Annotated in this window: 16 protein-coding genes and 1 pseudogene; 7 read left to right on the top strand and 10 right to left on the bottom strand. The window is 66.6% G+C overall.

What is annotated here, in order from left to right; all coding sequences use genetic code 11:
- Positions 1-354: 354 nt before the first annotated feature.
- On the top strand, positions 355-1920 hold the full coding sequence (locus V9F06_13315; protein MEI2618587.1) for an MFS transporter: 1566 nt from the start codon (positions 355-357) through the stop codon (positions 1918-1920).
- A 140-nt stretch (positions 1921-2060) separates the two neighbouring features.
- Here V9F06_13315 and V9F06_13310 read toward each other — a convergent pair whose 3' ends face one another.
- Positions 2061-2669, bottom strand: coding sequence for an RNA polymerase sigma factor (locus tag V9F06_13310; protein ID MEI2618586.1), 609 nt, complete (start codon positions 2667-2669; stop codon positions 2061-2063).
- A gap of 244 nt (positions 2670-2913) precedes the next feature.
- Here V9F06_13310 and V9F06_13305 point away from each other — a divergent pair, with 244 nt between their 5' ends.
- From V9F06_13305 to V9F06_13295, 3 genes are all read left to right on the top strand, one after another.
- Positions 2914-3783 carry a metallophosphoesterase gene (locus V9F06_13305; protein MEI2618585.1) on the top strand — a complete coding sequence of 290 codons (870 nt, stop codon included), beginning with the start codon at positions 2914-2916 and terminating at the stop codon, positions 3781-3783.
- Positions 3784-3983: 200 nt separating this feature from the next.
- A complete protein-coding gene (locus V9F06_13300; protein MEI2618584.1) occupies positions 3984-5267 on the top strand; it encodes a lysylphosphatidylglycerol synthase transmembrane domain-containing protein in 1284 nt (427 codons plus the stop codon).
- A 170-nt stretch (positions 5268-5437) separates the two neighbouring features.
- Positions 5438-7063, top strand: coding sequence for a phosphatase PAP2 family protein (locus V9F06_13295; GenBank protein MEI2618583.1), 1626 nt, complete (start codon positions 5438-5440; stop codon positions 7061-7063).
- Here the strand turns inward: V9F06_13295 and V9F06_13290 are convergent.
- The 5 genes from V9F06_13290 to V9F06_13270 form a co-directional block, all read right to left on the bottom strand.
- Complete coding sequence (locus tag V9F06_13290; protein ID MEI2618582.1) at positions 7060-8172, bottom strand: metal ABC transporter permease; 1113 nt, start codon at positions 8170-8172, stop codon at positions 7060-7062. The genes V9F06_13295 and V9F06_13290 overlap by 4 nt on opposite strands.
- The gene (locus V9F06_13285; protein ID MEI2618581.1) at positions 8169-9089 is read right to left on the bottom strand and encodes an iron chelate uptake ABC transporter family permease subunit; all 921 of its coding nucleotides are present in this window, start codon (positions 9087-9089) and stop codon (positions 8169-8171) included. The genes V9F06_13290 and V9F06_13285 overlap by 4 nt, the downstream gene beginning before the upstream one ends.
- Positions 9090-9091: 2 nt before the next feature.
- Positions 9092-9874 (bottom strand): metal ABC transporter ATP-binding protein, encoded by a 783-nt coding sequence (locus tag V9F06_13280; GenBank protein ID MEI2618580.1) that lies wholly within the window; start codon positions 9872-9874, stop codon positions 9092-9094.
- A 23-nt stretch (positions 9875-9897) separates the two neighbouring features.
- Positions 9898-10863, bottom strand: a complete 966-nt coding sequence (locus V9F06_13275; protein MEI2618579.1) for a zinc ABC transporter substrate-binding protein — start codon at positions 10861-10863, stop codon at positions 9898-9900.
- Positions 10864-11000: 137 nt separating this feature from the next.
- Complete coding sequence (locus V9F06_13270) at positions 11001-11876, bottom strand: hypothetical protein (protein MEI2618578.1); 876 nt, start codon at positions 11874-11876, stop codon at positions 11001-11003.
- A gap of 152 nt (positions 11877-12028) precedes the next feature.
- Here V9F06_13270 and V9F06_13265 point away from each other — a divergent pair, with 152 nt between their 5' ends.
- A complete protein-coding gene (locus V9F06_13265) occupies positions 12029-12337 on the top strand; it encodes a metal-sulfur cluster assembly factor (protein ID MEI2618577.1) in 309 nt (102 codons plus the stop codon).
- Positions 12338-12413: 76 nt separating this feature from the next.
- On the opposite strand, the gene V9F06_13260 is transcribed toward V9F06_13265, so the two are convergent.
- Complete coding sequence (locus V9F06_13260; protein MEI2618576.1) at positions 12414-13595, bottom strand: acyl-CoA dehydrogenase family protein; 1182 nt, start codon at positions 13593-13595, stop codon at positions 12414-12416.
- Between the two features lie 177 nt (positions 13596-13772).
- Here V9F06_13260 and V9F06_13255 point away from each other — a divergent pair, with 177 nt between their 5' ends.
- Together V9F06_13255 and V9F06_13250 are read left to right on the top strand one after the other, a co-directional pair.
- On the top strand, positions 13773-13997 hold the full coding sequence (locus V9F06_13255; GenBank protein ID MEI2618575.1) for a hypothetical protein: 225 nt from the start codon (positions 13773-13775) through the stop codon (positions 13995-13997).
- 223 nt (positions 13998-14220) lie between these two features.
- Positions 14221-14445: a type II toxin-antitoxin system HicB family antitoxin gene (locus tag V9F06_13250; protein MEI2618574.1), complete on the top strand. Its 225-nt coding sequence runs from the start codon at positions 14221-14223 to the stop codon at positions 14443-14445.
- Positions 14446-14619: 174 nt separating this feature from the next.
- Here the strand turns inward: V9F06_13250 and V9F06_13245 are convergent.
- The 3 genes and pseudogenes from V9F06_13245 to V9F06_13235 all read right to left on the bottom strand — a co-directional run bounded on the left by V9F06_13245 (position 14620) and on the right by V9F06_13235 (position 19917).
- A pseudogene (locus tag V9F06_13245) lies at positions 14620-14871 on the bottom strand (prolyl oligopeptidase family serine peptidase).
- Positions 14872-15016: 145 nt separating this feature from the next.
- The gene (locus V9F06_13240) at positions 15017-17707 is read right to left on the bottom strand and encodes a DUF2339 domain-containing protein (protein ID MEI2618573.1); all 2691 of its coding nucleotides are present in this window, start codon (positions 17705-17707) and stop codon (positions 15017-15019) included.
- Between the two features lie 140 nt (positions 17708-17847).
- Complete coding sequence (locus tag V9F06_13235) at positions 17848-19917, bottom strand: prolyl oligopeptidase family serine peptidase (protein ID MEI2618572.1); 2070 nt, start codon at positions 19915-19917, stop codon at positions 17848-17850.
- Positions 19918-20103 lie beyond the last annotated feature (186 nt).

Below are 20103 nucleotides of genomic sequence, written 5' to 3'. Positions count from 1 at the left end.
ATTCCACGATATGCTGGTCATCGATCTTCTCATTGGGCAGTCATCAGCCGCATGCTCTTCGGCAACATGATGGCGGTCGCGGAGTCCTGGTTTCCAGCGCGGATCGTTGGTCTGGTACTTAATGGCATCGTCGGCGATGCGCGACCTTCGGCAGGCGATCCGCCATCCGGCACGGAATGATGAGTGCTGCGGTAATTTTTCGACCAGTCAGCACTCTGCCGTCGACATGAGTGTCGACGGCAGAGTAGCGCACAGTGCTGTTCGATTCTGCTTGCCGGGCGATACTGGCGGGTGTAGGTTCCAGTGCGATACGACGCCGTATCGATCGGAAATCGGCGATAGGAATGACCTGTGATGCGTTCTGACGCCTTCGAGCGACGTTGGTGGACACTGGCGATCCTCTGCGTCAGCCTGCTGGTGATCTCGCTCGACAACACGATTCTCAACGTCGCGCTGCCGACGCTGGTGCGCGACCTCGACGCGACCAACTCCGAGCTGCAGTGGATCGTTGACGCCTATGTCCTGGTCTTTGCCGGCCTGCTGTTGACGGCCGGCGCGCTCGGCGACCGTTATGGCCGGCGACTGGCGCTCTTCACCGGCTTCGTGATCTTCGGTGGCGGCTCGCTGCTCGCCGCCTGGTCCGGCTCGGCCGGGAACCTGATCGCCACCCGCGCGTTGATGGGGGTCGGCGGGGCGTTCATCATGCCGGCCACGCTCTCGATCCTGGTCAACGTCTTCCCCCGTGAGGAGCGCCCGAAGGCGATCGCCATCTGGGCGGCGACGGTCGGCCTCGGCGTCCCGCTCGGCCCGGTCATCGGCGGGTGGCTGCTCGAACACTACTGGTGGGGCTCGATCTTCCTGATCAACGTCCCGATCATCGCGGTCGCGATCCTCGGCGCGATCCTGGTCGTGCCGGAGTCGAAGGATCCGGAAGCGTCGCGGCTCGACCCCGTCGGCGCGCTCCTTTCGATCGGCGGCCTGGCCTCGATGCTCTATGCGATCATCGAAGCGCCGAACGTCGGCTGGCTGGCCGGCCAGACGCTCGGCTGGGGCGTGGCCGCGGTCGTGCTGCTGGGCGCGTTCGCGTTGTGGGAGCTGCGCCGCGCACAGCCGATGCTCGACTTGCGTCTGTTCCGGAATCCGCGCTTCTCGGCAGCCAGCATCGCTATCACGCTGGTGTTCTTCGCGATGTTCGGCATGCTCTTCTTCCTGACCCAGTACCTGCAGTTCGTGCTTGGCTTCTCGACGCTCGAGACAGGTGTCCGCGTCACGCCGGTGGTAGTTGGCATCGGCAGCGGCGTCGGTATCGGAACCCGGCTGGCGGCGAAGATCGGGACGAAGATCGTCGTCGGCGCGGGGCTGGGGATCGTCGCGCTTGGGCTGCTGAACCTCTCGACCGTCAGTGACTCATCCGGCTATCAGACGGTGCTGATCTCGATCCTGATCCTCGGCTTCGGCATGGGCAGCGCGATGTCTCCGGCGACCGACTCGATCATGGGCGCGGTGCCGGAGGAGAACGCCGGGGTTGGCTCGGCGGTCAACGATACGACCCGCCAGGTCGGCGGAGCGCTGGGCGTCGCGATCCTCGGCAGCCTGCTGGCGTCGTCGTACTCCAGCGCGATCGGCCCGGTTGTGCGCGCGCTACCGCCGGATGCCGCGAAGGCGGCTAGCGACTCGGTCGGGGTTGCGCTCGGCGTGGCGGCGCAGATCGGCGGCGCCCAGGGGCAGGCGCTTGCGGCCGCCGCGCGGTCGGCCTTCGTCGACGCGATGGGCACGACCGCGCTGGTCGCGTCCGGTTTCGCCGTCGCTGGCGCGCTGGTGGCGCTCCTCTTCCTGCCTGCCCACGAGCGACCGCGCGAGCACGTTGAGCCGACCCGCGCTGAGCCGGCCCGGCCGGCCGGCTCGACAACGGGCGAGTGAGTGATGCGGAGAGTTTCCGTCACGAGCGTCGCGGGCCTATGGCGTCAACCGCACGTGCACGACGTATGGGAGATGGTCGGATGACCAGCGTTGAAGGATCGTTGGCGAGTTCATCGTCGATCCTCTCGAACGCCTGCCCGTCAGGCCGCGTCCCGTTCGGCGTCGTAGAGTCGCCGCAACTCGTGCCGGGCGCGGAACAGGCCCGACTTCACCGCCGCCCGCGACGCGCCGAGCCGCTCGCCGATCTCGGCGCACGACAGCTCATCGCGCTCTCTCAGCAGTAGCAACGTCCGCGAGCGGTTGCTCATCCGCCCGAGGGCGCCGGAGACCTCGGACTGTGCCTCACGGCGCAGCAGCCATCGCTCCGGGTCGGTCGTCGCGTCATGGTCGGGAATAGCGGCTGCGATCTCCGGCGACAGATTGGTCGTTGCAGAGCGGGCGCGCTGGCGGCCAAGATCGTGGCAGGCATTTGTCACGATCCGATAGAGCCAGGCGCGGACGTTCATCGCCCCGGCTGTCTTTGGGAGCGCCACAAGGGCGCGGGCGAACGCCTCCTGAGTGACGTCGGCGGCGTCGTTCGGGTCTCCGGTCAACCGCAGCGCGTGCCAGTACAGTTCGTTGAAATGTCGTTCGTAGATCGCTCCGAACGCATTCCGATCGCCCTTTCGAGCGCGCACAATCAACTCATCGATGGGGTCGACAACGATGCTCGGCGCGGTGTCGACTGACACGACGGAAGAGGATGCCACCGTGACCCTCCTTGCCCGGGACAGGCCGCTCGATGGAATGCCGTATCGGCGTCGCGCGGCGATGGCCCGACTGCAGTCATTTGATCATCGGCAGAGTTTCAGCCGCGCGACGGAATTGGGCGCTGCCGTGGCAATGGTGTGACAATCTGGCCCGCGGCACTGCCCGTGCGACAATAGGGCATTGGCGCTGACGCTGCCGGCGGCCGACCGCAAGACGGGTGATATGCGAGCAGGCGAGACGAGCTTGGCTGACAGAAACAGACGAAACCACTCGTGGCCCGGCGCATTCGCCCCCGACCGGCTACTTGCGCATGGCGTCGCCATCTGCGATTCAACGTCCCCACCCTACGACATCGTCGGCGATGTCCACGGCTGTATCGATGAGCTGCGGGATCTGCTGGACCGCCTTGGCTATCAGCTTGACGGCGATATCGCCCGCCATCCGGCCGGCCGGACGCTGGCTTTTCTCGGCGACCTTAACGACCGTGGGCCAGGCAGCATCGCGGTCTGGTCGATCGCGGTCGCCTCGCTGGCAGCTGGCACGGCGCTCTACGTGCCAGGCAACCACGACAGCAAGTTCGCTCGCTATCTGATGGGCCGCGATGTCCATCTCACCTACGGGCTGGCCGAGACGGTCAATGAGCTGCTGGCGCTTCCACCACGCCGCCGTGATGCGTTGGGCGCGGCGATCGCCGATCTGCTAGCCACGACACCGCCCTACCGTATTCTCGACCGCGGCCACCTTGTGATCGCTCATGCCGGCATCGAGGAATGGATGATCGGACGGGTCGACCGGGAGATCTCCGCCTTCTGTCGCTTCGGCGAGCCGACCGGGGAGCGCTCGCCCTGGGGCTTCCCCATCCGCCGCGATTGGGCTGCAAGCTATCGCGGGGACGCGCTCGTCGTCTACGGACACACGCCGATGCACGCTGCCGAATGGCGGAATAACACGATCAACATCGACACCGGCTGCGCGTTCGGCGGCACGCTGACCGCCCTGCGCTACCCCGAGCGGGAGATCGTCGATGTTCCGTCCCACCGCTCCTACGCCGAGCCATCGATGGAGGCGCGGGTCAACCCGCCACCCTCGCCTGTCGCCGCCGGTGACAGCTGACCGGCTCTCTACCTCCTCCGTTTTCGTGGCGTGGCTTATGCGTCAGAATTAGCGGCCAAGTAGACAGGTTCCTGCCTGTTCGACGGGACAGGTAGCGTGGTAGAGTTCAGCACGCACGTGATGGTCGTCACGCGATTGCAGTAGCCCCGACAGAGATGGGTCGCCCCATCGCGGATGGGGAAAGAGAACAACAATAGTCCATGCCAATCGTTCGCGCTTTCGTTCGACAGGGCCGGATGGTCCTCTCCCGATACGGCATCTTCATCTGGTTGGCGCTCCTTACCCTCCTCGCGGTCGGTTTCGTTTCCCGCCAGCAAGCTGAAATTCAACAGATTGGCGCGGCGCTAGCGGACGCCGATCGATTCTGGCTGGCCGGCATCGTTGTCGCGCAGCTTGTCGCGCTTGTCCTCTCTGGCCTGACCTATAAGGTCATCCTGCGCCGGCTGGGTCATCACGTCCGCCTGCACCAGGTCGTCGACCTTCACCTGCAGCGCCATGTCGTCGGCACGCTGACGCCGGCCAGTGGTCCGGCGTCGGTCTACGTGCTCATTCGTAACCTGGCCCAGCGTGGCGTCTCGACTGACGATGCGCTGCTGACGACGACGCTGCGCAGCGCAACCGGCTACGCGTCGTTCGTCCTGCTGCTGATCCCGACGTTCTTGTTCCACCGACCGTCCGGTATCGCGCTGATCGGCGCGGCGATCCTCGTCAGCATGCTTGCTGTCATGACGGCATTGATTTCGCTCCTGTTGCGTCAGCGTCGACATGCTCACGCAAGCGGTCCGCTCCAGCGCCATCTGCCGAAGCGTGTCGTTGCGTTTGTCGATCATGCCCGCGACTATGGCATCCGTGGGCAGGATCTGGCGTTGCCGTTTGTGGTGGGGTTGGCCCAGAACCTGGTAAGCGCCGTTACGCTGTTCGTCGCCCTGCGGGCGATGCACCAGGATGTCTCGCCAGTCGTGGTGCTCGTCGGGTTCACGGCCGGGACGATGTTCAGCCTCGTCGCTCCCGTCTTCCAGGGTATCGGGCTGGTTGAGGTGTCGATGGCGCTTGCGCTGCAGCAGATGGGGGTGCCGGTGCCGGCCGCGGTCGGCGCAGCGTTGCTCTTCCGCGTTGGCGATGTCTGGCTGCCACTGTTCCTTGGCCTGGCCGCTCAGGCCGGCCGCCAGGAAGTCGTGCAGACCGCGGCGAGCCATCTGCCACAGGTCGCAGCCGCTGCGGTGGGACTTGGCGCGCTGATCGCTGGCGCCAGCGACGGCACACTGCTGCCGGTGCTCGGCTCGCGCGGGGCGCTCGGCCCGGACGATCTCATTTCGTTGGTGGTCGCCGTTGCCGGCGCGGCCGGGCTTGCCTGGGCGGTCAGCCACTGGCGACCGAGCCAGCGATTGCGGACTGTTGCCGTCGGCAATCTGGCCATCGCGTTGCCGGTCGTCGGGCTGCTCTATATGCCGCACCTGGTCGGCCTTTTCAACCTCTTCGCCTGATCTCCGACCATCCCCGCGACGCGCGCCTCAGGCATGGGTGCGCTGAAGCCGGTTGCAGCCCGTCGTATTCTTGATTGCTGAAATGGCTGTGTCGGTTGCCCCGCTACCGCGCTCGGCCGGATTCTACGGGGCGCCGATAACCTTTCCCGCAACGGTCGGAGTCGACGTTTTTGCCAACGCTCACGTTTAACCCATTCGACTGGAACACTGCGGCCTACGCTTTTCTGATGCTCCTGTGTCTCGTCGTGCGCTGGCTGATTCCAGCGTCACATCAGCGCAGCGTCCGGCTGATCCGCGAAGTGCTGATGATCGCGCCGGCGGCACTGTTCTACTTCCTCGTTCGCGGATTGGCGCACGCTCGCCTCGAGGTCGCCCTCGCTCACGCCCACCACATCATCGACGTCGAGGCACGGCTCGGACTGTTCCACGAGTCGTGGCTGCAACAGCAGATCATGACGCACGACTGGTTGGTCGATGTCGTCAACTGGATCTATATCTGGGGGCACTGGCCATTCCTGGCTGGCGTCTTTGCGTGGCTCGTCATTGCCCACCCGAACGCCTATCCGAAATATCGAAATACGATGTTCCTCTCGGGATTGATCGGGATGTCGATCTTTTTGTTCTATCCGGTCGCGCCGCCTCGCCTCGTGCCGGATATCGGCCTGGTCGACACGGTAACGCTGCGATCCGACGCCTATCGCGTCCTTCAGCCGCCTGCGCTGACCAACCCGTATGCCGCCTTTCCCAGCCTGCATTTCGGCTGGGATCTGATGGCCGGGATGGCGGTCTTCTTGGAGGCGCGTCGCTGGTGGACGCGCGCGATCGGCGTCATCATGCCGGTGCTGATGTATACCGCTATCGTGCTGACTGCCAATCATTTCATCATCGACGGAATAGCCGGCGGGTTCATTGTCGTGAGCAGCTACCTGATCGTGACTCGCGTCGCGCCGATCTGGCAGCGTTCGATCGTCCCGACCGCGCCCGCGTCAGGCATGCCATCTGCGTCCTGGGCTAACGAAGAGACGCCCTCGCCCCCCCCGTTCCCATCTGCTGGGAGCGGCGCGCGCTCGCCGGGACCGGAGAGCTCGACAGCCGTCGCCGCGGCGCGGGGACGCGCGTTAGCGATCGCGACGCTTCCTCGTCCCTTCGTCGTCGCTCACCGGTTCGGCAACACAGTGGAGCAGCTGCACAGTGCGGAGGCAGCCGGCGTCGACCTCGTCGAAGCCGACATCTGGCTCTATCGCGGCCGGCTGGAGGTGCGGCATTCGAAGACGATCGGCCCGGTCCCCATTCTCTGGGATCGCTGGTCGATCGAGAGTGGGCGCAAGCCGCGCTTCACGCTCGACCAGCTTCTGGGCCAGCTTGCGTCGGATACGAGCCTCTTCATTGACCTCAAGCATGGTGTGCCCGGCCTGCCGGCCTCGCTCGTCGCCGCCTGGCGCGCTACCCACGGTGACGACCCGCTGCTGGTCTGCTCGCAAGACTGGCGACTGCTCGATGAGCTTCGTGCCTGGGAGCAGGTTACCGTCGTCCACTCGATCGGCAACCTGCGCCAGCTCGACCGTGTCTGGCCGCGGCTGGAGCGTGACGACCACGACGCGATCTCCATTCACTACCGGCTGCTGAACGCCGAGATCGTCACCGCGCTGAAGGAACGTGTCTCGACGGTAATCACCTGGCCGATCAATACGGAGGAAAGGCTGGATCAGATCCTCGCCTGGGGCGTCGATGGCTTTACGACCGATAATCTCGATCTGGCGCGACGCTTCGTCGAGCAGCGCGCCGCCGAGGGTTAGTCGGCGCTGGCGACGCCCAGCCCACTGGCGATCCGCGCCGCCTCGGCTCGCCCCAGCTCGGTCAGCCGCAGCTCGCCGGCCTGGACGGTGGCCAGGCGTTCGGCCTGAATGCGTCGCGCGGCGCCGTCCAGGCGAGCGGCCGGCCAGCGCAGCCTGGTCTCGAGCCGGGCCAGCGATTCAACCCCGGCCGGGTGGTGATCGAGGTGCAGCAGCAGCACGTCCGCCGCGAATCGATCACGCTGCCGACCGCGCCGAATCGTACGGGCGACGATGCCGTGGGATGGCGAGAAGGTCGCCGCCAGCCCGAATGCTGCGCCCATTACGACCGCGATCATCCCGCTGATCGACACGTCCAGCGCCCAGGCGATCTGGTAGCCGACAACCCCCGAACCCGCGCCGACGGCGACCGCGATCGCGACCATCCAGCCCAGCCGGTCGGTCAGCAGATAGGCTGTTGCGGCCGGCACGATCATCAGCGCGACCACGAGGATGGCGCCGACCGCCGCGAATCCGCCGACCGTCGTCGCCGAGACTCCCGCCATCAGCCCGTAGTGGATCAGCGCGGGCGAGAACCCCAGCGCCGCCGCCAGGCCAGGGTCGAACGTCGCCAGCTTCAGCTCCTTGAAGAACAACAGCAGCAAGGCGAAATTGATCGCCGTCAGCGCCACCAGCACGATCAGCGGCTGCGAGCCGAGGTCGTAGCCAGCGATGATCAGCCGGTCGAACGGAGCGAAGGCGATCTCGCCGTAGAGGATCGCGTCGGCGTCGAGATGGACGTTCGCGAACCAGCGCGAGATCGCCAGCGTGCCGATCGCGAACAGCGCCGGAAAGACGATCCCAATCGCGCCGTCCGACTTCACTCGCCCACTGCGCTGCAACGCTTCGACCAGCACAACCGTCAGGAGCCCGGCTGCACTCGCCCCGGCGATGCCGGCCAGCAGGTTCGGCCCGTTCGCCAGGACGTAGGCGGCGACCAACCCCGGCAGGATCGCGTGGCTGATCGCGTCGGCCATCATCGCCATCCGCCGCAGGACGAGGAAGACGCCGACCAGCGAGCAGGACGCGCCCGCGAAGATCGCCGTCAGCAGGATTGTCTGTTGCGCCGTCATGGCGCCCCCCATGGCCCGGATGCCAGCGCCTCTCGTCTCATCGCCCGCCGCCGGACAGCGTCCCAGACCAGTCCGCGCTCCGGGGCGAAGAGCAGCGAGACGATCACCAGCGCCGTCGCGCAGAGGACGATCATTGGCCCGGTCGGCACGCGCCGGGCGGTCACGCTGATCATCGCGCCGATCACCCCGGCCATCGCGCCAAAGACGCCGGAGAGCAGCACCATCACACCCAGCCGGTTTGTCCACTGCCGCGCTGCCGCGGCCGGCGCGACGAGCATCGCGGCCATCAGCACCACGCCGACCGTCTGCAACCCGATCACGACCGCCAGAACGATCGCCGAGGTCAGCAGCACGCTTAGCCGGTCGGTCGGGAACCCCAGACTGGCTGCAAACTCCGGATCGAACGCCAGCAGCTTCAGCTCCTTGAACAGGACCGCGACGATCGCCAGTGCCACCGCGCCGACGATCGCCATCGCCCGGACGTCCTCGGCGACCAGCGTCGCCGCCTGCCCGAACAGATAGCGATCCAGCCCCGCCTGGCTAGCGTCCCCGCCGTGCTGGATATACGTCAACAACACGATCCCCATGCCGAAGAAGACGGTCAGCACGATGCCGAGCGCGGTGTCCTCGCTGATCCGCGTGTCGCGGACGATCCGCAGGATGAGCAGCGTGCCCAGCCAGCCGGAGACTGCCGCGCCGAGCATCAGCACGGCCGGCGTCCGCGAGCCGGACAGGATGAACGCCAGCGCGATGCCAGGCAGTGCGGCGTGCGCCAGCGCGTCGCCGACCAGTCCTTGACGGCGCAGGACGGCGAACGTCCCCAGCACCCCGCCGACGATCCCGAGGAGCGCCGACCCGAGTGCGACGGTGCGCAGGGTGTAGTCGAACAGGAGGTCGTGGAGAATCTGTGGCAGCACGCTCAGTCCCCCGCCGCGACCGGGCCGCCGGCGAACAGCTCTGACAACGCGGCCGGCCGCCCGCCGTAGGTTGCATGGAATGTTTCCCGTGTGAATGTTGTCGCGGCCGGGCCGCTGGCGATCAGTCGAACGTTGAGCATGATGACCCAGTCGAAATATTCGCGCAGCGTCTCCAGGTCGTGATGGACGACGACCAGTGTCCTGCCACGCGTCCGCAGCTCGCGTAGCATGTCGATGATGGCGCGCTCGGTCGTCGCGTCCACTCCGGCGAACGGCTCGTCGAGGAAGTAGACGCGCGCGTCCTGCGCCAGCGCCCGCGCCAGGAATACGCGCTGCTGCTGGCCGCCGGAGAGATGACTGATCTGCCGGCCGGCGAAGTCGGCCATCCCGACCTGTTCCAGGCATGCCAGCGCGGTCTCGCGCTCGCGCCGGCCCGGCCGGCGAATCCAGCCGAGCTGGCCGTACATACCCATCTGGACGACGTCCAGCACGTTCGTCGGGAAGTCCCAGTCGACGCTGCCGCGCTGCGGGACGTAGCCGACGAGATGCCGCTGGCGCCGGTAGGGCTGGCCGTGGATGGTGACGGCGCCGCTGGCTGGCCGAACCAGCCCGAGGATCGTCTTGATCAGCGTCGACTTCCCTGCCCCGTTCGGCCCGACGATCGCGACGAGCTGGCCCTCGGAGATGTCGAGGTTGATATCCCACAGCACCGGCATCTCGCGGTAGGCGACGGTCAGGTCGCGAACACGAACTGGCGCATCGCCTGGTGGCTCCTTAGCGATCATCGCGCCCCCTCTCATTCCATTTATCAGCGCAGCGCCGCGACGATCGTCGCGACGTTGTGCCGGACCATCCCGATGTAGGTTCCCTCTGGTGTGCCCTCGTCGCCCATCGCGTCGGAGAACAGCTGGCCGCCGATGGCGACCTCATGTCCGCGGGCACGGACGGCGGCCTGAACCGCCTCGATCGTCGCCTGCGGCACGCTCGATTCGACGAAGATGGCCTTGATCCCGCGCTCGACGATCAGGTCGGCCAGCCCGCGCACGTCGGCGGCGCCGGCCTCGGTCGCCGTGCTGGCGCCCTGTAGGCCGCGCACCTCCAGCCCGTAGGCAGCGCCCATATAGCCGAAGGCATCATGGGCGGTGATCAGCAGCCGCGCGCCAGCGGGGATCGTCGCGAACTGCTCGGCGACCCAGGCATCCAGGGCGACGAGCTCGGCGCGGTAGACACCGGCATTGTTCTGGTAGGTCGCGGCGTGGTCCGGGTCGAGCGCGATGAGCGCGTCACGGACCACGTCCACAGAATGGCTCCATAGCCCGACGTCGAACCAGACGTGGGGGTCGTAGGCGCCCTTGAACTCGGGTGGCCGGCGCAGCCGCTCGACCGGGATGTTTTCGGCGATCGGCACGGTCGGCCGGGTGACGCTCAGCCGCTCGAATATTGAGGTCATCCGGCCTTCGAGGTGCAGGCCGCTATAGAAGAGGATGTCCGCGTTGTCGATTGCCTCGACGTCTCGTGCGCTCGCCTTGTACAGGTGCGGGTCGACCCCCGGCCCCATCAACGCGGTGACCGCGACGCGCTCGCCGCCGACGTTCCGCGCGACGTCACCGACCATGCCGGTCGTCGCGACGACATGAACGCGCCGGTCCGTGATGTCAGTCGGCGCGCCGCCGACCTCTCGCCCGCACGCCGTGAGGACGATCGCCAGGGTGATGAGGCTGAGCAGCGCCGAAACCCTGCCCGCGCGACTGCGTCCGGGATGACCCGTTCTCACGATGAACCACCGGCGATCAATATCGCAGTATCGAGTAACATTTATCTACTGTGCCACGAATTACGAACTTAGGCAAGCCTAATACTGAAGTGCGAGAAGAGAACCGCTCACCAGCGAGAAGCGCGCACTGCTAGTGGTTATCCCGCCGCAGCTGCGTTTGCCTCGGCGTCGGCGAGGCGTCGTTGGAGGAGCGGCAGGCGGTCGCGGAGAGTCTGGATTTCCTCCAGCGTGTCGATGCGTTCCTTGCGCAGCCGCCGCACATCGTCCTCCAGCGCTTCAACCTGCCACTTACGTCGCTGGCACGATGGACAGCGTCCGCGCAGATCGCGCCAACCGCCGCATTCCGGGCAGGGGCTGGCCAGGTCAGCTAGCGTCCATTCCGGTAGCGGCCGGCCGTCCAGCGCGCGCTCGCGCAGATCGTCGACGAGCGTCGCCAGCCCGTGTCCCAGGTGCTCGCGCAGCTCGTCACGCCGGGCGGCCGGCACGTCGTCCGGCATCAGCAGGTCCGGGTCTCCTTCGGTGCGTCGCATCTCGCCGGGGGTTTTCTGATGCCCGCGTTCGGCCCAGTCAATGTCTTCGACATAGCGCAGTTGCGCCTCGCCGATGCGCAACTGCGCCTCAGCGGGTTCGGCTGCGCGCAACGATGCGATATGCACCGGCCAGGCGGGTAGCGGGATGCCTGGCGTATCCGGCTGGGCGGCGCGTATCGTCTCGATGTCGCGATCGGCCTGAACGATCGCGGCGTCCAGCTCGGCGACGCGTTCGGTCCAGCGGTTGGGTTCCTCCAACGCGCTCACTGCCCGCTGGATGTCGTAGCGCAGGTCGAGCACGCGTTGCTCCAGCCGCGCCTTGCGCCGGGCTTGCGCCTCGGGATCGTCGGTCGCCGGTCGCCGGCCGATGACCGGCGCGCCAGCGGCAGATTGCACGCCGCCGGTGCGGATGATCGGCAGGTCGCGGGTCGGCCGCTCCTCGTCGTGCTGCTCGTGTCGCTTCAGAAAATCCAGCCAGGACATCGCCGTCAACCCTCGATCGTGAATGAACGGATCGCTCCGGGATTCTCCCGGTTGTTGTGCTGAGGGTACCGCAGAGCGCGCACCAACGCTGCCTCAGGCGCTATCCTTAGCGGTCAGGATAGCCGACGAATCGATAGGAGCGACGCGCCGAGATGGTGCAACTGAACAAAGACCTGATTCTGGAGATGCTGAAGGATGTCTACGACCCGGAGCTGGGCGTCAATATCGTCGACCTCGGCCTGGTCTACGACGCGATCATCTCCGAGGAGAATGATGTCGAAGTCATCATGACACTCACCTCGATGGGCTGCCCGCTCGGGCCGGTCATCTTCGAAGAGGTCCACCGCGCCCTCGGGGGGCTGATGGGCATCGGCAATATCGACCTCAAGATCGTCTGGACGCCGCCCTGGTCGCCGGCCATGATGAGCGAAGACGCGCGCGACGAGCTCGGTATCTGGTAGATCGCCGGGGACGGGGGACGGGGGACGGGGGACGAGGAGTCGGTTCCACGCCTTTGCCCCATCCCCCATCCCTCCGTCACAACCCCATCCGCTTTGCCAGGATCTCGCGCTGGATCTCGTCGGTGCCGCCGCCGATGCGCAGGATGCGCGCGTCGCGATAGTGCATCGCGACGCGGGTCTCCTCGATGTAGCCGTAGCCGCCGAAGATCTGGACTGCGTCGTCGGCGACGCGATTGGCCATGATCGCCGTCTGCAGCTTGGCCATCGCGACGAGGTCGAGCGCGTCGTCCGCGCCGCTGTCGAACTTGGCCGCTGCCTGGTAGAGCAGCAGCCGGCCGGCGTGGATGCTCGTCGCCATGTCGGCCAGCTTGTGGCGGATCGCCTGGTATTTTCCGATCTCCTGCCCGAACGCCTGCCGCGTCTTCGCGTACTCCAGCGCGTCGTCGAACGCCGCCTGCGCCAGCCCGACACCCATCCCGGCCAGTGTGACGCGTTCGGTCTGGAACGATCCGGCGATCTGGTAGAACCCCCGGCCGACCTGGCCGATCACACGGTCGTCCGGCACGAAGCAGTCGTCGAAGATCAGCTCGCGGGTGTCGGACGAGTGCCAGCCCATCTTCTCCAGTGGCCGGCCGAGGTTGAAGCCCGGGTCGTCCTTCTCGATGAGGAACATCGTGATGCCGCGGTGTCGCTCGGTCGGGTTGGTCTTCGCGCCGAGGACGATGTAGTCGGCGAACCCGGCGTTGGTGATGAACAGCTTCGTCCCGTTGATCCGGTAGCCGCCGTCGACCTTCGCTGCCGTCGTCCGCATACCGGCCACGTCCGACCCCGTGGCGGGCTCGGTGACGCCGATCGAGGCGATCTTCTCGCCGGTCGTGATCGGCAGCAGCCAGCGCTCCTGCTGCTCCGGCGTGCCGAACTTCGCCAGGTGTGGCGCGGCCATGTAGGCGCTGGCCAGCGGTGTCACCGCGATGCCGCCACACGACTTGCCCAGCTCCTCGGAGAGGAGCGCGATCGCCAGCATATCGCCGCCCGTCCCACCGGCCTCCTCCGGAAAGGTCAGCCCGAGGAATCCGTTGCGTCCCATCAGCGGCATCAGATCGAGCGGGAACTGCCCTGCGCGCTCGGCAGCCTCGACCCTCGGCGTCACGTGCTGCTGGACGAACCGCCGGCAGAGCGCCTGAAATTCACGATGTGTGTCGTCCAGCTCGAATAGCGGCGCAGTCGTGCGGTCGGTCGCAGTCTCGTCCACGGCCATCGTGTCCCTGCCCTCCTCAACTCGCCGGGCCTCGTCGCCCGTCGTCGTTGCTGCATGTATACATCAGTCCCAGCACGACTCGCGCCGCAGAGGAGCCATGGCCGGCGACCCTGCCCGATGAAGCGCGATCAAACCTTGCTGCGCGTGCTACGATAGAAACCCAGCAGGAGGGCCACCGTGACACAGGTCGTGATCGAGAACCCGATCATCAATTCGCCCTACGTCGAACCTCGTCGTCATTACCGATTCGACGAGGATGGCATCACCGATCAGATCGTCGAGGTGACCGACCTGGGGAACGCCGAGCAGACCATCCGGGCGACGGATGGAGGCCGCGTGAGCGTTGGCGATTCGCGCGGACGCCGATACTATGGAACCGTGAGCGGCTGCTACGCCGGCTGACGCAAGGCTCCATGAACAACGGCGTGTTTCGCGATTTCGAGGATCTTGTCGAGGGCTTCGGATTCATTCTCGACCGCACGGAGGGCAGCCGCCACCTATACGCTCATCCGGCGGTCCCCGCGATGGTCAACCTCTAGCCGCTTCGTGGCGAGGCCAAGCCATATCAGATTCGCTAGTTCCTGCGTCTCGTCGAGCGATATGAGCTGCGACTTGAGGAGAAACTATGAGCGACCAGCATTACCACATCAATGTGTTCTACAGCGAAGAGGATGGCTGCTTCGTCGCCGATATCCCCGACCTTCAGTATTGCTCAGCCTTCGGGGATACTCCGTTGGAAGCGCTCGAACAGGTACTGGTCGCCGAACGGCTCTGGCTCGATTCTGCCCGTGAGGGCGGCCGGCCGATCCCCGAGCCGCGCTACCGTCCGTTGATCTATCAGGTCGCCTGACCGAAGGTGGAAGTATCGTTCGATGGTTCGGGCCGTAACGACAGTGAATAAAGACTCGCTCGCCATCGGACGTCATGTGGGGACCACATGAGCACGAACGTTCAGGGGCGTATTCCCCTTCCGTTGGACGCCCTCGCCGATCTGTGTCGCCGTTACGACATCCGCGAACTGGCGCTATTCGGCTCGGTGCTGCGCGACGATACTCCGGCGTCCAGAAATGCCCGACGGTGAAGCGGTGGTAGCGCAGCATGTCCAGCACCGGCACCTCGCAGACCGCCGCGTCAGACACGCGCCTACCAGTAGCCCGCCGTTCGAGCGCCCGTTGATCGCCAACTTCTCGTGGCTGGTGTAGCCGTTGCCGATCAGCCACTCGGCAGCGGCGATGAAGGCGTCGAAGACGTTCTGCTTGCGCTCCAGCATGCCGGCCTGGCGCCACGTGCCACATCAGACAGAGCGCCTGAAATATCACGTCTCTGGCGACCGGCGGTCTCCCAGCGCCGCACGGATAGTGTTGCTCGGGCGGCGCTAGATGCTTGGCTGCATCGGAGAGATCGCTGAGCAACGGGTTCTCCTACTCCCCACCAGCTCTAGCGACGGGGTCAGGGCGTCCGTCTGATTCGGGGAGGTTCGGCATCCAGTGTTGATAGGCCCACGAGCTGAGTAGCAGCAGGATGCCCAGTCCGATGAAGGACAGCACACGGTAGGCGGCGTCGAGGGAAGCCAGGTCGACGATGAACACTTTGGCGGCCGCAACGCCGAGCAATCCCAACCCCAGCCAGCGAGCCTCGCGTCGGCGCATGACAATGCCGGCGACGAACGCCGCGCCGCCGAGAACGGCCCAGAGGATCGAGAGCCCGACCTGAGCCCGCTTCTGTAGCTCCTCGAGCGCCGTCTCCCCGCCGATCTGACGCTGGAACGCGTCGACCAGGCCGACTGAGAGGGTGTAGACGATGGCAATCGACGCGGCAACGATCAGCCAGCGCCCGTGCGGCTTGTCGCGCACGACTCTGGCAGCAACACCTGCGGCGACTGCCAGCGCGATGCCGGCAACTGTCGCGCCGCTCCACAGCAACGGATGGTCGATCGGGCGCGTGGCGTCGACGGCGAGGCGGTCGAGCGGAGCAACGCGCGCGATCGTGAGCAGCGCGCCGAAGCCGAGCAACGCCAGCGAGACTCCGTGGTACAGGGCGGCGTTCGCAGCATCCCGACGAACCAGGAGGGCGATCGCGACGGCGAGGGCCGACCAGCCGGCCACGACCGCCGCTTCCACAACCTGGAACGGCAGCAGGTAGCCAGCAATCGCCACAGCGGCAACGATCGACCAGCCACGGGCGCGATCCCAGGCACGCACGATCCAGGCGCCGGCCAGCGCGGCCGCAATCATGAATGCCGCCGCGAGACTCGGAGCGTTGACGAACGGAGTCTCCGGTCTAGTTTGAGCAAAGGCATCTTCCAACGGCAAGTCAAGCGCCGTCAGGTGCTGGATAGCACAGATGGCGGCGACGCCCGCGGCGACCGCCAGCGCATGGGCAGCCCCACGAATGGCGAGAGCTCGCCAGCGCACTGACACACCGTAATCATCAATATCGGGCCGAAATGCTGGTGTCCGCCAGAGGACCAGCGCCACGACCCAGACCGCCGACCAGCCCCCGACGAGCGCCGCGCCCGAAAGCTCGAACGGCAGGACGTAGACAACCAGCGCAACGCCGGCCGCAGCCAGCAGCATCCGAACGAAGCGATCGTGGACGAACCAGCCGGCCACTATCAGCGAGGCCAGCAGGAACCCGGCTGTCGCGGCATTTCCATTGAGGAACACACGCTCCGGTCCGCCTGCCATGTCGATCTGCCAGAACGGGTACTCGATCGTGGCGAGATGTAGCGCTGCGACAGCGCCAAGGACGACTGCCGCGCTGGCCGCATACCCGTTGCGTGTCCGCGTGTAGACCCAGGTCAGCGCAACCGCCTGGGCTGCCCAGATAATCGGGACGATCGGCCCGCCAAGCTGGACCGGAACGGCGATGCTGAACGCGGCCAGCGCTGTGCCAGCCATCAGTAGGCCGAATGGGTTGCGCTGGCCACGGACGACGAGAAAGTAGGCCGCAATGGCGGCATGCGCCAGGGAGACGCCGACCAGGAACAGCCCCCGCCAGCCGTCGAGTCCGCCTTCGAGCAGCCGGAACCCGGCCCAGATGAGGAACGAGGCGTTCGCCAGCAGGAGCATCGCCGAGACGGGGCGCAGCCGGTCGCGCGGGACACGATACTCCTCGCCGCCAGCCGCAAGCACATGGAGCAGCCAGAAGCCCCAGGTCGCTAGCAGCGCTGGCGCGACGGCCGGATTGCTCAGCACCCAGTCTGCCAACTGTGGCGCAGAGAGGACGAAGGCGACCGGCGCCAGCCAGCGCCAGTCGCGGGTGAGCGTGATCGCAGTCGTGCCAGCCAGCACGACCACCAGGAATGCGATCGTCGCGCCGTCCGGCTCCGCCCCGAGCAGTGGGGGAGCCGCCAGCGCGGCAACGAGACCGAAGATAGCGACGACCTGCGACCGAGCATGGATAGCGATGACGGCGGCCACCGCTGCGGCAGCGAATGTGCCGAGCAGCGCGACGTGGATCGAAAAGAGGTCGTAGAAATCGCAACCAGCCAGCAGTGAGAGGCTGAGGACGCCGAGACCGACGGCGACCAGGACGTGGCCGATGACCCGCTCGCGCCGCTCGAAGAGCCAGCCGCCGCCTGCCAGCATCAGCGCTCCGCTAACCAGACCGATCGTCACGCGCGTAGCCGGCCCGATCCAGCCACGGCTGAAGGCCAGGCTCAGGAAGAAGACCGCGCCAACAATCAGCGCCAGCCCGCCCAGCCAGGCAAGTCCGCGGCCGCTCAATAGATCCTCGAGATCCACACCCGACCAGCGCGGTTCCGCGCGACGCCGAGCCGGCGGTGGGGGCCGGGGCGCGGCCTGCGGCGGTTGGGCTACTGTCGGTCGTGGCGCGGCAACGGGTGCGACTGGCGGCGCGGGTCGTGGCTCGTGATAGACACCTACCGGCGGCGCAGCGCCACGCTCCAGCCCCAGCAGGCGTTGGTCGAGCTCGGCGAGTCGTCGTTCGATCCGCTCCAGTCGCAGATCGAGGCTCGACGCCGGCCCCGCCAACGAATTAGTCCGCGAATCCAGAGCGTAGCCACAGACCGGACAGTATCTCGCAGCCTCGGGAAGCACGGCCTGGCACGAGGGACATCGAAGGCGGAGGTCAGCATCGTCAGCGGTCATCATTCGCCCCTTCCGAACTGGCCGGGGGATGGGTGTCGTTCGATAATGATATACGTCGGAACCGCGACGAGCGCGTCGTGCACGATCGCACGAGTGAATGCCGTTGGACGCCCGCGAGCATCACACTCAGATCTCGTGCGTCATCCGTCGTTCGGGTCCACCCCTAACACCGTCGACAGAAACGCCAGCACGTCGGCGCGCTCTTCGATGAGCTTGGCGGTCGGCTTGCCCATGCCGTGGCCGGCCTTCATCTCGACCCGCAGCAGCACCGGCGCGTCGCCGCCCTGGGCCGCCTGCAGCGTCGCCGTGAACTTCTTGGCGTGGGCTGGGACGACCCGGTCGTCGGTGTCGGCCGAGGTCACCAGTGTCGGTGGGTAGGCCGTGCCGGAGTGGACGTTGTGCAGTGGTGAATAGGCCAGCAGGAAGCGGAAGTGCTCCGGATCCTCCTCGGCGTTTCCATACTCCGGCGTCCAGAAATGCCCGACGGTGAAGCGGTGGTAACGCAGCATGTCCAGCACCGGCACCTCGCAGACCGCTGCGCCGTAGAGGTCAGGCCGCTGGGTCAGACACGCGCCGACCAGTAGTCCGCCGTTCGAGCGCCCGTTGATCGCCAACTTCTCGCGGCTGGTGTAGCCGTTGCCGATCAGCCACTCGGCAGCGGCGATGAAGTCGTCGAAGACGTTCTGCTTGCGCTCCAGCATGCCGGCCTGGTGCCACTCCTCGCCGTACTCTTCGCCACCGCGCAGGTTGGCCTGGGCGAAGACGCCGCCGCGTTCCAGCCAGGCGAGATTGGTCGGCGAGAAGGCCGGCATCAGGCTGATGTTGAATCCGCCGTAGGCGTAGAGCAGTGTCGGGTTATCCCCGTGCAGGCTCAGACCCTTGCGATGGCTGACGAACATTGGCACTCGCGTGCCATCCTGCGAGTGGAAGAAAACCTGCCGCGTCTCGTAGACATCGCTATCGAAGTCGATGGCCGGCGCAAGGAGCGGCGCGAGCCTCGCGTCGGGGTCGGCCAGGTCGTAGCGGTATGGGGTCGGCGGCGTCAGGAACGAGGTGAAGGTGAGGAACAGCTCCGGGTCATCCGGCTCACCGGAGAGCGCCTCGACCGCGCCGATCCCGGGCAGGTCGATCATCCGGTCGAACGTGCCGTCGCGTCGATACAGGTCGATTCGATGCTGGGCGTCGATCAGCATCAGCGCGACCAGACGGTCGCCGGCCGCGACGACCGCCGCCAGCGGCGTCCCGCCCTCGGGGATCACGTCGCGCCAGCGCTCTGGCGCGGGGTCGGCGGCGTCGATCGCCACCAGCCGGCCGAGCGGCGCGTCGCGGTCGGTCAGGATGTAGAACGTCGCGTCGTCGTTGTCGACGAACTCGTACTTGGCGTCGGCGCCGTCGAGCAGCGGCACGATGTCGCCGTTGCTGGCCAGGTCGCGGTAGTAAATCCGCGTCCGCGGGTCGGTGCCGATCGAGGCGGTGATGACGAGGTAGCGGCCATCGTGGCTGACCTCGGCGAAGAAATGCAAGTCGGGCATGTCTGGCCGCTCGTAGACCAGCGTGTCGTCTGCCTGCGGGTCGCCGATCCTGTGCAGATAGACGCGGTTGTGGCTGTTCTGCCGCGAGGTCGGGACGCTGCCCGGCTCGGGGTAGCGACTGTAGTAGAAGCCCGATCCGTCCGGCAGCCAGGCGATGTTGGAGAACTTGCACCAGCGCAGCTCGTCGGACAGGTCAGCGCCGCTCTCGACGTCGCGCACGCGGATCGTCTGCCAGTCGCTGCCGCTCTCGGCCAGCGCGTAGGCCAGCAGCCGGCCATCGCGCGAGGCCGCCTGGTTCGTCGTCGCGACCGTGCCATCATCGGAGAGCTGGTTGACGTCCAGCAGCGTCCGCGGCTCGGCGTCGAGCGCCTCACGAACGGTCAGCAGCGGCTGGTTCAGCAGGCCGGGATTGTGGAAGGCGAAGTAGCGCCCGCCGCGCTTCATCGGCGCGGAGTCTTTGGGGTAGTCCCACAGCTCCGTCAGCCGCTCGTGGATGCGCTCCCGCTTGGGAGCATGCTCGCCGAGCCACGCCTGCGTCCGCGCGTTCTGCGCTTCGGTCCAGGCCAGCACCTCGGGATCGGCTGCATCCTCTAGCCAGCGATACGGGTCGGCCACTGGCGTGCCGTGGTAGTCCTCGACAACATCGACGGTGCGGGTCACGATCGGCTTCAGTGTCATCTGGGGAACCTCCGGTGTCGTTCATCAGCGTCTACGACGCTATCGTACCGGAGAGATGGATTCTGTTGGCTCCATACGGGACAGGCCCGGTCCTGTCCCTACGAAACCATCCCCGTCCCCCGTCCCTCGTCCGCCGTCCCCCAATCTGCTACCGTCATGCCCGGACAGACGGACGAGACAGGAGTT

The sequence above is a fragment of the Thermomicrobiales bacterium genome, from assembly GCA_037045155.1.
In the GTDB taxonomy this organism is placed as follows: Bacteria; Chloroflexota; Chloroflexia; order Thermomicrobiales; family CFX8; genus JAMLIA01.
Note: the sequence above shows the minus strand (reverse complement) of the source record. Positions and strands in the feature narration are given on the sequence as shown.

Coding starts and splice junctions, on each gene's coding strand:
- V9F06_13315 (MEI2618587.1), top strand. CDS start 355: ATGCGTTCTGACGCCTTCGAGCGACGTTGGTGGACACTGGCGATCCTC.
- V9F06_13300 (MEI2618584.1), top strand. CDS start 3,984: ATGCCAATCGTTCGCGCTTTCGTTCGACAGGGCCGGATGGTCCTCTCC.
- V9F06_13290 (MEI2618582.1), bottom strand. CDS start 8,172: ATGACGGCGCAACAGACAATCCTGCTGACGGCGATCTTCGCGGGCGCG.
- V9F06_13280 (MEI2618580.1), bottom strand. CDS start 9,874: ATGATCGCTAAGGAGCCACCAGGCGATGCGCCAGTTCGTGTTCGCGAC.
- V9F06_13270 (MEI2618578.1), bottom strand. CDS start 11,876: ATGTCCTGGCTGGATTTTCTGAAGCGACACGAGCAGCACGACGAGGAG.
- V9F06_13265 (MEI2618577.1), top strand. CDS start 12,029: ATGGTGCAACTGAACAAAGACCTGATTCTGGAGATGCTGAAGGATGTC.
- V9F06_13260 (MEI2618576.1), bottom strand. CDS start 13,595: ATGGCCGTGGACGAGACTGCGACCGACCGCACGACTGCGCCGCTATTC.
- V9F06_13250 (MEI2618574.1), top strand. CDS start 14,221: ATGAGCGACCAGCATTACCACATCAATGTGTTCTACAGCGAAGAGGAT.
- V9F06_13240 (MEI2618573.1), bottom strand. CDS start 17,707: ATGACCGCTGACGATGCTGACCTCCGCCTTCGATGTCCCTCGTGCCAG.
- V9F06_13235 (MEI2618572.1), bottom strand. CDS start 19,917: ATGACACTGAAGCCGATCGTGACCCGCACCGTCGATGTTGTCGAGGAC.